The organism is Amycolatopsis sp. NPDC102522 (assembly GCF_055584485.1).
The window spans coordinates 1-12826 of sequence record NZ_JBVJLY010000025.1; the positions used below are offsets into that span (position 1 = coordinate 1).

General features: G+C 69.5%; 8 protein-coding genes. 1 reads left to right on the forward strand and 7 read right to left on the reverse strand.

The features are described from left to right. Positions 1 to 268: 268 nt before the first annotated feature. A complete protein-coding gene (locus tag ACZ6YV_RS37145; RefSeq protein ID WP_465514071.1) occupies positions 269 to 1201 on the reverse strand; it encodes a hypothetical protein in 933 nt (310 codons plus the stop codon). A gap of 98 nt (positions 1202 to 1299) precedes the next feature. After that, positions 1300 to 2748, reverse strand: coding sequence for an LVIVD repeat-containing protein (locus tag ACZ6YV_RS37150; protein ID WP_465514072.1), 1449 nt, complete (start codon positions 2746 to 2748; stop codon positions 1300 to 1302). 87 nt (positions 2749 to 2835) lie between these two features. On the opposite strand from ACZ6YV_RS37150, the gene ACZ6YV_RS37155 reads away from it, so the two are divergent. Then, positions 2836 to 3477: a DUF305 domain-containing protein gene (locus ACZ6YV_RS37155; protein WP_465514073.1), complete on the forward strand. Its 642-nt coding sequence runs from the start codon at positions 2836 to 2838 to the stop codon at positions 3475 to 3477. A gap of 14 nt (positions 3478 to 3491) precedes the next feature. On the opposite strand, the gene ACZ6YV_RS37160 is transcribed toward ACZ6YV_RS37155, so the two are convergent. The 5 genes from ACZ6YV_RS37160 to ACZ6YV_RS37180 all read right to left on the reverse strand — a co-directional run bounded on the left by ACZ6YV_RS37160 (position 3492) and on the right by ACZ6YV_RS37180 (position 12823). Continuing rightward, on the reverse strand, positions 3492 to 3755 hold the full coding sequence (locus ACZ6YV_RS37160) for a hypothetical protein (RefSeq protein ID WP_465514074.1): 264 nt from the start codon (positions 3753 to 3755) through the stop codon (positions 3492 to 3494). 63 nt (positions 3756 to 3818) lie between these two features. After that, positions 3819 to 4454: a DUF8010 domain-containing protein gene (locus tag ACZ6YV_RS37165; RefSeq protein ID WP_465514075.1), complete on the reverse strand. Its 636-nt coding sequence runs from the start codon at positions 4452 to 4454 to the stop codon at positions 3819 to 3821. Further along, on the reverse strand, positions 4447 to 4866 hold the full coding sequence (locus tag ACZ6YV_RS37170; RefSeq protein ID WP_378236512.1) for an acyl-CoA thioesterase: 420 nt from the start codon (positions 4864 to 4866) through the stop codon (positions 4447 to 4449). Before ACZ6YV_RS37170 ends, ACZ6YV_RS37165 begins: the two co-directional genes overlap by 8 nt. Further along, positions 4866 to 9839 carry an NAD-glutamate dehydrogenase gene (locus ACZ6YV_RS37175; protein ID WP_465514076.1) on the reverse strand — a complete coding sequence of 1658 codons (4974 nt, stop codon included), beginning with the start codon at positions 9837 to 9839 and terminating at the stop codon, positions 4866 to 4868. Before ACZ6YV_RS37175 ends, ACZ6YV_RS37170 begins: the two co-directional genes overlap by 1 nt. Before the next feature lie 344 nt (positions 9840 to 10183). After that, a complete protein-coding gene (locus ACZ6YV_RS37180; RefSeq protein ID WP_465514077.1) occupies positions 10184 to 12823 on the reverse strand; it encodes a hypothetical protein in 2640 nt (879 codons plus the stop codon). Positions 12824 to 12826: the final 3 nt, after the last annotated feature.

A 12826-nucleotide genomic window follows, 5' to 3' on the forward strand; every position in this document is an offset into this window, starting at 1 on the left:
TAGGGACGTCGAGCGTCCCTATTTCCACACACCCCTCACCCTGAGTGACAACTCGCGCCCTCGTCGACCCGACACCTTTGCCTTACCCCTCAATAACCCGAATCGCCACTCACGACCAACCCGACCCACCACGATGCGGCCCCCTGGTCCCTGCAGTACGTGAAGGACCCCTTCACGCGCAGCCGCTGTGGCTACTGGTGCGTCTGGGACAAACCTGAAAGTAGTGAAGGCCTGACCCGCGAATAACGGCAGCCAGGACCAAGGGGTCCTAGTTCACCACGACGGAGTAGTTACGGCCCAGGACCGACCCGGTGCCGTCAGCGGTCCGGCTGTAGACCTGGATGGGATAGAAACCCGACGCGGCGGGAGTGAAGGTGAAGCTCGCCGTGCCGTCCGCTCCGGCCGGGACCACGGTCGGATTGCTCCAGTCCTCGTTGAAGTAGTAGACGTAGGCGACGACGCCCGGCGTGCGCGGGGTCAGGTGGAAGACGCCGGTGACGCCGGGGCCTCCGCTGTCCTGGAGGTCGGGGTATTCGGTGCTCGCGACCAGAGGAGCGTCACTGGCCCGGTAGGACGTGTCGGCGGTGCCGGACGTCACTCCCGCGCCGGTCGTGCTCCACACGTAGAGCCGGTGGGAACCCAGGTCCGCCGTGATGATGTTCGCGGTCGTGGCGCCTGCCGAGGCCGCGATGGTGGTCTCCGGCCCGTTGTCGATCCGGTAGGTGTAGGAGACGACATCGGCGATGCCCGGGGTGAAACGGAACTCGGCGGGCACTCCGACACCGGTTTCCCGAGGCCCGGTGATCCGAGGCTCTGTCGACTGGACGTAGAAGTGGTGGACGTGCTGGGGCGACCGGTTGCCCGCGCTGTCGACGCTCGCCACGTAGAGATCGTTCGGGCCGGACGTCTGCGGGGTGTAGGAAACCGTCGCGGACCCGCCGGCGTTGTTCGCCGCCACGTAGGTGCCCGCCGGATCGGTGTTCCCGTAGTAGAACCCGACGACCGCGCTGTCTCCGTTGGCGTCGAAGGTGAACGAGCCCGGCAGCCCGGCGCCGGGGTGCCAGGCACCGTCGTCCGGGTACTCGGCCGAAGTCACGGTGGGCTCGGCGATCAGGGAAGTGGCGCTCGCCTGGGCCGGCGCGGCGCTGAACGCCACCACCCCGACGGCCAGGAGCGCGGTGAATCTCTGACGAATCCTCATGTGAAACCCCCAGGTGATCTTGTTGTCAGCCATCACGCCATGAAAGGTCCTTTCCTTGCGAAATTCGCAAGGAAAGGACCTTTCATGGCACTACTGGATCAGTTGAAGCCCGGGTGCAGCTTGTACTGCGTCTGGGCGTTGAACTGGTTCTGCCGGACGAGCTTGGCCGGGAAGGTCCGCCAGTCGTTGAGATCCAGGACGTCCAGGCCCTTCACGATGTCGGACGAGAAGATGTGGCCGTTGTACCAGTACGCCGACCAGGTTCCACCGCCGACGAGCTTCTCGTTCGACAGCGGGCCCCGCTCCCAGTACGCGATCTCCTTCGGCTTCTTCGAGTCGGTGAAGTCCCACACCGAGACGCCGCCCTGGTACCAGGACTGGACCATGATGTCCTTGCCCGGCACCGGGATCAGCGAACCGTTGTGCGCCACGCAGTTCTCGGTCTCGGACTGCAGACGCGGGATCTTGTAGTAGCTGCGGAACTCCAGCTTGCGGTTGTCACCGCGGCCGGTGATCTCGTAGATGCCGTTGGCACCACGGGTGGAGCCGAACTTCTCCAGGCAGGTCGCCATCCCGCCGCCGCCGAGTTCGTCGGTGAAGACGACCTTGGTGGCGTCGTTGTTGAAGGTGGCGCTGTGCCAGAACGCGAAGTTCACGTTGTCCTGGACCCGGTTGATGACGCGCGGCTTGAGCCGGTCGGAGATGTCGATCAGGACACCGTCACCCATGCAGGCACCGGCCATCAGGTCCTTCTCCGGCAGCGCCGTCAGGTCGTGGCAACCGGTGGTCGCGGACCGGCGGGTGCCGTCGGGGTTGTCGCCGCCGGCGTTGCCACCGTCTGCGAACAGCACCGGCGTCGCGACGAGGGACGCCTTCGCCGGGTCCTTCACCGGGACCTTGACGATGGAGATCTTGTCGTGCGGCGGCTGGCAGTCGGGCAGGTTGGCCGCGGGTGCGTACGACGAGACGTAGATGTAGACGTCCTGGCCGCGCTTGTCCGGCACCAGGGTGTTGGTGTGCGAACCACAGTCGGTCTCGACCGCCGCGACGTACTTCGGCGCCGCGAGGTTCGAGATGTCGAAGATCTTGATGCCTTCCCAGGCCGACTTCTCCGACGCGGGCTTCGCGACGCTGTTGCACGAGTTGTCGCTACGCGAGGAGTCGGTCGAGAGGAAGAGCAGGTCGCCGGAGATCGACACGTCGTTCTGCCCGCCGGGGCAGAGGACCTGGCTGACGATCTTCGGGCGGTACGGGTTGCGGACGTCGAAGACGTTGAAGCCGTCGTACGTGCCGATGATCGCGTGACCCTTGGTGAACGCGATGTCGGTCCCGGTCGAGTCCTTGGTGAACGGTCCCTGCTGCGGGACGTTCGCGATCGACCGGAGATTGGGGCTGTGGACGATCTCGTCCACACCCGGGATCGTGGTCGCCGACGGCTCCGCGATGACGGCGGGCGCGGCGAACGCGCTGGAAGCTCCGAGGGCGGCGACCGCGGCCGCCGATACGAAGACCCTGGTCAAGCGGCGTTTCAGCCCAGGCTGCAGCACGATATGGCTCTCCTTCCACCCAGCTTTACGCGAACCTTATTACTTATTTAGGCTCAGCAGGTACCAACCAACGGAGGTTCTCCCGGGATGAGAAAATGTTTGACATCGGCGCTGGTCGTGGCCGCTTTCGCCGTCTCGGGTTGCACCGGCGACGCGGAGCCCGCCGCCCCCGCCCAGAACGCGCCGGTGATCGTTCCCGGCAAGCCCGGTGAGCAGGCGGGCACCGGTTCCCCCGGCCCGGTGAACCGCGATCAGCCCAACGAGGCCGACGTCGACTACATGACGATGATGATCCCCCATCACCAGCAGGCGAAGGTGATGACCGACCTGGTGCCGGGCAAGACGGCGAACGAGCAGATCCGGGCGATCGCCGGCCGGATCTCGGTGGCGCAGGACGGCGAGGTCACGATGATGAAGACGTGGCTGGCCGACCGCGGCAAGCCGGTGCCGGGCGAGGGACACGCGGGTCACGGCGCCGGGCACGACCACGCGCTCATGCCGGGCATGGCGACCGAGGCCCAGCTGGCGGATCTGCGCGCGGCGAGCGGTGTGGCGTTCGAAAAGATGTTCCTCGACCTGATGATCGCGCACCACACGGGCGCGCTGACCATGGCCGAGACCCAGCTCGGCAAGGGTGTCGAGGTCAAGGCGCAGGAGATGGCGCAGGAGGTCATCACCGGCCAGACCGCGGAGATCGAACGCATGAAAACCATGCGCGGGAAGCTCTAGGCCCCACGCGGGAGTCAGGCGTCGCCGGAGGAGCCCGCGTCGCCGGAGTCGTCGAGGGTGCCCGAGACGATCCAGGTCGCCAGCGCGGCGGCCTGGACGTAGGGCGCGGCTGCCGCGGCGGCCCGTCTGGCGGCTTTCGCCCGGCCCCATTTCTCCGGGCGTTCGGCGTGTTCCGGCGCCTCCTCACCCGGCGGGCGCTCGGTACGCCAGGGCGTCTCCTCCGGCCGGACTTCGGCGAGGAAATCCGCTGTCGGGTCCTCCCCGTCCTTGTCGCTCATGGGGACAGCCTGACACCGCGGGCGGCCGGAAGCCACCCGCGGTGTGCGGCGGTAAGAAACCCGTCAGAACAGAAGCGGCAGGAGCGCGTGACGGCGCTTGATGACAGCGCCGTAGCGGGCGTCGATGCGCATCCACGAATCCGTCGCGGTGACCCGGACGACGTCGTCGGCGATCGACGAGTCGAGGAAGCCCATCCCGGACAACGCGAACAGGCACCGCATCTGGACCTTGATCTCCAGCTCGTTGCCGGAAACGGTGAGCACCGCCTGGTCCATCAGTGACGCGGGCGGATTGCCGTGCGGACCGGCGTTGTCGCGGGCGAGGGTGACCCCGCGATCGGCCAGCTCCGAGAGCACCGTCGCCGGCAGCTCGTCCACCAGCTGCCAGCGGCCGGGCGCGGGCAGCTCGGAATGCCACATCAGGTCACGGGCCGGACCCGGATCCATCCGCTCGCCGCCGGCGACGGTCAGCGCGGCGAGCAGCTCGTTCCCGGACACGGTGATGTCCGACGGCGTGATGTCGCCGGCGACCGCCCTGGTGGCGAGGACCTCGAACGGGGTCGTGCTCCACGCCTCGACGACGCCGTCACCGCGCTGCCGCAACCGCACCAGCGTGTTCTGGTCGAGCCGGACCGCCCTGGCCACGAACGCGCCGAGCGTTTCGCGGTCGTCCGCGTCCGGGATGACGAGCTCAGGCATCCGCGAACCCCTTCTCCAGGAAGGCGCGTTCGTCCTCGGTCAGCCGCCGGGGCCGCTCGGACCCGGTGTCGAACGGCGCGAGCACCGTCTCCGCGGTGACCGCGACCTTATCGGCCTCGGCGGGCCCGTTGTGCACCTTGTAGCCGAGGGTGAAGCTGGCGTGCTTCAAGTCCTTCAACGAGATCTCCACCCGGATGTCCTGATCGGACACCACGATCGGCGAACGGTAATGGACGGCCAGCTTCACCACCACGATGCCCTTGGGCAGTTCGGTGAGCCCGGCCCGGACGGCGTCCCCGAACAGCAGGGGGATCCGTGCCTCTTCGAGCAGGGTCACCAGATTCGCGTGGTTGACGTGCCCGTAGACGTCCATATCCGACCAGCGCGGCCGGATCAGGGAAATGTAGCTCACTACCTCACCGTGCTCCGGATCTGCCTCGCCGCCACCGACAGCGTCGCCAGGTCGAGTTTGCCGAACTGGCTGATCTCGTCCAGCGCGACGCGGGCCCGCTGCAGCCTGGAGGCGTTCGTCTTCTCCCAGTGCGCGATCTTCTCGTCCGGGTCGGTGCCCGAATCGCTGTGCCGCAAGGCGTCCAGCGTGATCGTCCGCAGCGAACCGTAGACGTCGTCACGCAGCGCCAGCCGCGCGAGCGCGTGCCAGCGGTTGCCGCGTTCGAGACCGCTGATCGACGTCAGCATCTTGTCGATGCCGAGGTGGTCCGAAAGCGCGTAGTACAGGCCCGCGGTCTCCGGCGGGGTGTGCACCGCGTCGATCCCCGCCTGCTGCTCGGCCAGCTCCGCGACGTCGGTGACGTCGAGCAGGCCGAAGGTGTGCAGCAGGAGCGCGATGCGCTCCGCCAGTTCCGTCGGGACGCCCTTCCCGATCAGCCGCTCGGTGTTCGCGTCCACCGAAGCGCACTCGACACCACGGAGCAGCTCGTGCGCCCGCGGCGCCAGCTCCCCGACGACGTGGCCGAACCGGTTGATCTCGGCGAGCGGCGCGAGGGGCTGCGGCCGGTTGGTGAGGAACCAGCGGGCGGCCCGGTCGAGCAGCCTGCGGGTCTCCAGCATCATCTCGTCCGCGACCTCGGTCGGCACGACGTTGTCCAGCGCGTCGATCTGAGCCCACAGCGACGGCAGGTCGTACACGTGGGTGACCACGGCGTACGCGCGGACGGCGTCGGTCGCGGTCGCGTTCATCTCCTCCATCAGGCGGAAGACGTAGGAGATCCCGGCGCCGTCGACGACCTCGTTGGCCACCATCGTCGTGATGATCTCGCGCTTCAACGGGTGCTGGAAGATCGCGTCGCCGAAGCGTTCCCGAAGCGGCTTCGGGAAGTACTCGGGCAGACGGCGCGAGAACACCTCCGAGTCCGGCAGTTCGCTGGCCAGCAGCTCGTCCTTGAGGTCGAGCTTGACGTGCGCGAGCAGTGTCGCCAGCTCCGGCGACGTCAGGCCTTCGCCCGCCTTCTCCAGCGCGCGGAACTCCGCCGAGCTCGGCAGTGCTTCGAGCTTGCGGTCGAAGGCGCCCCTCGCGACCAGCGCCGCGACGAGCCGCTGGTGCACCGAGACCATCGGCCCGGCGTGCGCCCGGCTGACGCCGAGCACGGCGTTCTGCCGGTAGTTGTCGGCCAGCACCAGCTCGCCGACCTCGTCGGTCATCTGCTCCAGCAGCTCGTTGCGCTGCTCGGCGCCCAGCGATCCGGTCGAGACCAGGTGGTCCAGCAGGATCTTGATGTTGACCTCGTGGTCGGAGCAGTCGACACCGGCGGAGTTGTCGAGCGCGTCGGTGTTGATCTTGCCGCCCGCGCGGGCGAACTCGATCCGGCCGAGCTGGGTCAGCCCCAGGTTCCCGCCCTCGCCGACGACCTTGACGCGGAGCTGGTTCCCGTTGACGCGCAAGGCGTCGTTGGCCTTGTCGCCCGCGTCCGCGTGGCTCTCGTTCTCGGCCTTGACGTAGGTGCCGATGCCGCCGTTCCACAGCAGTTCGACCGGGGACAGCAGCACCGCCTGCATCAGGTCGTTCGGTGCCAGCGCGGCGACGTCCTCGGCGAGCCCGAGCGCCTCGCGCACCTGCGGGCTGACCGGGATCGTCTTCGCCGACCGGGAGTAGATCCCGCCGCCCTCGCTGATCAGCGAGCGGTCGTAGTCCTCCCACGACGAACGCGGCAGGTCGAACAGCCGCCGCCGCTCGGCGAACGAGGTCGCCGAATCCGGGTTCGGGTCGAGGAAGATGTGCATGTGGTTGAAGGCGGCCACCAGACGGATGTGCTCCGAGAGCAGCATGCCGTTGCCGAAGACGTCGCCCATCATGTCGCCGATGCCGACGACCGTGAAGTCCTCGGTCTGGGTGTCCTTGCCCAGCTCGCGGAAGTTGCGCTTGACGCTCTCCCAAGCACCCTTCGCGGTGATGCCCATGGCCTTGTGGTCGTAGCCGACCGAGCCACCGGAGGCGAAGGCGTCGCCGAGCCAGAACCGGTAGTTCGCCGAGACCTCGTTCGCGATGTCGGAGAACTTCGCGGTGCCCTTGTCCGCCGCGACCACGAGGTAGCTGTCGTCGCCGTCGTGGCGGACCACTCGCGGCGCCGGGACGGTCTTGCCCTCGACGCGGTTGTCGGTCACGTCCAGCAGGCCGGAGATGAACATCCGGTAGCAGGCGATGCCCTCGTTCAGCTGGGCGTCACGGTCCAGGCTCGGGTCACCGGTGGCCGTCGGCGGACGCTTCACGACGAAGCCGCCCTTCGCGCCGACAGGCACGATGACCGCGTTCTTGACCGCCTGCGCCTTGACCAGACCGAGGATCTCCGTGCGGAAGTCCTCCCGGCGGTCGGACCACCGCAGGCCACCGCGCGCGACGTCGCCGAAGCGCAGGTGCACACCCTCGATCCGGGGCGAGTACACGAAGATCTCGTACTTCGGCCGCGGCTCGGGCAGTTCGGGCACCGCGCTCGGGTCGAGTTTGAGCGCCAGGTACTGGCGGGAGTTCCCGTCCTCGTCGGTGACGTGGTAGTTCGTGCGCAGCGTGGCGAGGATGACCGCCATCAGCCGTCGCAGGATCCGGTCCTCGTCGAGGCTGGTCACCTCGTCGACCAGTTTGCCGATCTCGGCGGTGAGCTGGTCGGCCTGCGACGCGCGGACCTCGTCGCCGAGCGCGAGGTCGAAGCGGGTCTCGAACAGCCGCACCAGCGCGGTGGCGATGTCGGTGTGCGCGAGGACGGTGTTCTCGATGTATTCCTGGGAGAACGGGATCTTCGTCTGGCGCAGGTATCGCGAGTAGGCTCGCAGGATGGCCGCCTGGCGCCAGGTGAGCCCGGCGCGCAGGACGAGTCCGTTGAAGCCGTCGACCTCGCAGTCGCCGCGCCAGGCGGCGTGGAAGGCGTCCTGGAAGCGGATGCGGAGGTCGTGGTCCGCGTGGTCGAGGACCTGCGGGTCGATCAGCAGGCCGAAGTCGTAGATCCAGGACCGGCCGCCGTCCTCGCGGCGCAGTTCATACGGGCGTTCGTCGACGACCTCGACGCCCATCCGCTGCAGGACCGGGAGCACCTGGGAGAGGGTGACACCCTCGCCGCGCAGGTACAGCTTGAACCGGCGCTCCCCCGCCTCGGCGTCGGCCGGGAGGTAGAACGAAAGCGACAGGTCACCCTCGTCGGTCAGCGACTCCAGGGCGCGGAGGTCCGCGAGCGCTTCGAGCGCGGTGAAGTCCTCCTTGTAGCCCTCAGGGAACACCGCGGCGAACCGCTGCCCCTGTTCGCCCGCGGACTCCTCGCCCAGCAGGCCGATCGCGACACCGCTTTCCCCGGCGCGCTCGCGGCGCTCGGCGAGGATCGCCTCGACCATCCTGTCGTCCCAGCTGCGAACGGCTTCGTTGAGCCGTTCCTGGATGCGCAGGGTGTCCGGTTCGGACCGCTGCGAAGGATCGGTGTGCACGATGAAGTGCACCTGCGCGAGCACGGTTTCCCCGATACGCGCGCTGTACTCCAGTTGTGCGCCTTCGAGTTCTTCGAGCAAGACCTCCTGCATCGCGAGCCGCGAACGGGTCGTGTAGCGGTCGCGCGGGAGGTACACGAGGCAGGAGTAGAAACGGCCGTACGGGTCGCGCCGCAGGAACAGCCGCAGCCGCCTGCGATCCGAAAGCGTGATCGCGCCCGTCGTCGTCGAGTACAGCGAGTCGGTGTCGGCCGAGAACAGGTCCGCACGCGGCCAGTTCTGCAGCACTTCGAGCATCCGCTGGCCGGAGAAGGACTCCATCGGGAAGCCCGCGCGGTGGATGACCTCGCGGACCCGGTTGCAGACCACCGGGATGTCGAGCACGTTCTCGTGCAGGGCGGTGGTGGTGAACATGCCGAGGAAGCGGTGCTCGCCGGTGACTTTTCCGTTGTCGTCGAACGTTTTCACGCCGACGTAGTACGGGTAGACCGTGCGGTGCACGGTGGACGGCGCACTCGCCTGGGTCAGGACCAGCAGCGTCGGCGCGAGCGCGGACGCCGCCGTGTCGGGACCGGCGGTGAGGCTGCGCGCGGCCAGGCTGTCCTGGCGCAGCACGCCCAGCCCGGTGGCGAGCACCGCGCGCAGGGCGGGCTCGTCGCTGTCCGGGTGCGGGTTGTCGATCAGCTCGTAGCGGCGGTAGCCGAGGAAGGTGAAGTGGCCGTCGGCGAGCCAGCGCAGCAGCCGGGCACCTTCGGCGACCTCGCTCGCGGACAGCCTCGGCGGTGCCTCGTCCAGCTCGTCGGCGAGACGGCACGCCGTCTCCGCCATCTTGTCGGTGTCCTCGACGACCTCACGCACGTCGCCCAGCACCGACGAGAGCCGGTTGTCCAGCTCGCGGGCGCGGTTCGGGTCCGTCACCAGGTCGATCTCGATGTACATCCACGACTCGGCCGCCGAGTTCGCCGGCGGATCGGCCGGGTCGGCGTCCGGGTGGACCTCCAGCAGCTCACCGGTCAGATCACGGCTCACCACGACGATCGGGTGCACGATGCGCTGCACCTGCACCCCGTCCCGCGCGAACTCGGCCGCGACGGAATCCACCAGGTACGGCATGTCGTCCGTGACGACCTGCACGACGGTGGCCTCACGCGTCCAGCCGTCCGCGGGGCCTGTCGGGTTCAGCAGCCGTACCGCGGGACGGCCGGGCATCCGGTCCTTCGCCAGCTGCAGATGCGAACGGACGGCGCCGACGAGGTCGACCGGGTCGTCACCGAGAATCTCTTCGGCCGGGATGTGCCGGTAGTACAGGCGGATCAGGTCGCCGATCTCCGGGGCGTACGCCGCGGCGGCGTCGATCAAGTCGTCCCGGATCTGCTCCGGGTTCACCGACCGGCGCCGAGCGCCATCCTCGGTGCCGACATCTTTTCCGGGCAGGGACGAGACTCCCGTCGAGCTCATTTGAGGCAACTCTCCACTGTAGCGAGATTGACACCGCGACCGGCACGACTCTGTACCGGCCCAGACCCAACCTACAGCTCCAGGCAGTCGGCCCGACAAGGCCTGGTCATTCCCGGCCGTCGAAGATTTCCCTGCTCAGATAGCGGAATCGCCGTGATCGGTTCAGCTACTCACCGGTCACATCGACGGTCTGTCCGGGCCTTCCCGCATCCCGCCGCACCGGGGGTGACCAGCACCCATTGCCACGCGACGGCGCGATCGAAAGGCTCACCCGGCCGACTGAATCGTTCAAGCCGTTTTCCGCTTCCCCCGAGGTGAAGCAAGGGACCTTTGCTCTCGCGCGGTCAGTCGCTCCCGTTGGCGCGGTGCCTGTCGTGGCCGTTGACCGGACGCTTTCCCGAGTCCTGGGAGCCGAGCTGTTTCACGAGCGCGGCGGCACTCGCCGTCCCCGCCTGGTGCTCGGCGAGCGCGCGGGCGAGCAAGTCGGCGAGACCGGCGTCCGGCGGCGGCTCGTCCTCCGCGATGGCACGGGCGTAGCTCTCCGGGAACGGCGTGACCGGCCGCCAGGAACCGGTGTCGGTCAGCGGGTCGAGCGCCGGCGGCATCCGCAACCGCGGCAGCCACGGATCCGTGACCTCTTCCTTGGCGTTCGGCCGGGGACTTTCCTTGGCACTCTCCCGGGTTCCGCCACCGTGCGACGGCGGCGGGTCTTCCCGAGGCGGCGGCGCGAGCGGGACGGCGGGTTCGGCGTACTCGACCGGAGGCTGCTCCCCGCGGGCGCGGCCGTTGTCGGCACGTTGCTCGGCGGCACGTTGCTCAGCGGCGGGTTCGGGAGGTGCGGGATCCGTGGGGCCGTCCGCGCGGCGACGGCCACCGCCGTGCCCGCCGGTGCTCGAGATCCCGAGCCGGTCCAGCACCGATTTCGCCGCCACGGAACCGTGTTCGGCGTCGTGCCTGGTCTTGCGCGAAACGGGCGCGGCGGACCGGCGGACACGCTCTTCGGCCGCCCACTCGTCGCTCTCCCACAGCGGGGCGGCGGTCCCCGGCGGACGCGGCGGCTCGTCCTCCGCGGCCATCCTCGGCCGGGGTTCGGCGGCGGGCTCGGGAGCGAGAAGCAGCTCCGGGACCGCAGGTTCCGGAGCAGGTACGGGCACCGGCTCTTCGTACCGGACGGGTGCCTCGCGCTGCCGCCGCGCGGCCGGGGCTTCCGGGGCGACGCTCTCGCTGGCCGCGGGCGCCTCGGGACGGCTGCGTCGCCTGCGCCCCGGTTCCGGACGCTGTGCAGGTTCCGGGCGCTGTGCGGGCTCCGATTTCGGCGGCGGCATCAGCTTCGGTGCGGCGGGCTCGAACCTGATCGACGGCTTGGGTGGCTGAGGTTTCTTCGGTACCCGGCGGCGCCAATCGCTGTCGGACTCCGAGGCTTCGCGAACCGGCTCCGGACGGGACGGCGGCTTCAGGACCGGTGCTTCGCGCTTCTCCGCGACCGGTGCCACGGGAGGCTCCGCCGGACGCGGAGGCTCGGCGGGACGCTGGGATTCGGCAGGGCGCGGGGGTTCTGCGAGACGCGGGGGTTCGGCAACACGCTGCGGTTCGGCGGGACGCGGGGGCTCGACCGGCGTTTGCCGCACCGTCGCGGGTTCCGCCTGCCTGCTCTGCCGCGCCTGCCGTGACGGCTCGCGACGAACCGGCTGCTCGGCCGCGGTCCGTTTCGAGGGCGCCGCGTCGATCGCCGCCATCACCGCGGTCACCTCGGCCGCTTCCGGTGCCGGGGCTCGCGCCGGAGCGGACGCGGGCACGGGTGCCGAAGCTGGGGCGGCGGCAGGCTGCGCGGCGACCGCCCGCAGGACGTCGTCGAGGTCGACAGCGGCGTTTTCGGCCGCGCCGAACTCACCGACCAGGACGTTGCACGCCTGCCTGCGCGCGCGGGCGTGCAGATGCTCGGCGGCACGCGAACGGTGCAGACAGCCGATGGCCTCCTCGGCCCGGCCGAGCCGTTCCTCGATCTGCGCGAGTTCCAGCCACAGCCGTGCCGTGACGGCGTGCAGCTTGTGGTCCTCGGTGCCGGCGACCGATTCACGGACGAGCATGCCCGCGGCTTCCCCGGATCCCGCGGGCAGCAGGACACGGGTGGCGATCGCCAGCCGCAGCCACGCGGCGGGCGCGACCCCGGCGGCCCGGACGGGCGCCGCGAGGATCGGCTGCGCGACCTCCAGCGCCATCTCCGTGTCGCCGCGGTCCAGCAACGTGCAAACGAGTTGCAGGATCAGCCTGATCCGGACGAGACCTCCGTCGTCGTCAGGGTTTCCGAGCTTCTCGAGCATGCCCAGCCCGGTGCGCGCGGCGTCGGCGGCCGACGTCAGATCTCCGTGGCGGCGACGGTGCGCCGACACCCCGACACGCAGCATCGCGCGGATCAGCAGCTGCGAGTCCGCCGTCATCGAGCCGTCGCCGAGTACGAGCTTGTCCGCCTCGGCGAGCACACGGTCCAGCTCCGCCTTGCGGCCGAACTGCGCCAAGCAGCCGACGAGGTGACACAGCGCCTCGGCCCGGTGCGCCGGCGAGACCGCCGGATCCGCCAGCAACGGACGCAGCGCGGCCAGCCCGGTCAACGGGATGCCGACGCTGCGCGCGCAGACCGCCAGGTCGATCCTCAGCCGAGCGGCGATGTCGCCGTAGCCCGCGTGCTCGGCGGCGCGCAGGGCGGCCACCGCCCGGCCGACCGTCCGGGGACGGCCACCGAGCCGCACCCGAGCGCTCACGACCAGGCTCTCCGCGCGGATCCATTGCTCGTCGGCACCGGCGGCCTCGGCGAGCGCGGCCGCGCGCTCCCCGAGGACCAAGGCGAGTTCGGGCGCCCTCAGATGCAGGGCGTCCGCACGCTCGATCAGCCTGCCGACAGCGGACAAGGTTCCCCCGGTGGTAGCCGTCCGCCCACCCACCATGGTGGTGGGCGAGCCCGGCCGTTGGCGCTTGCTGGCTTCCACGGG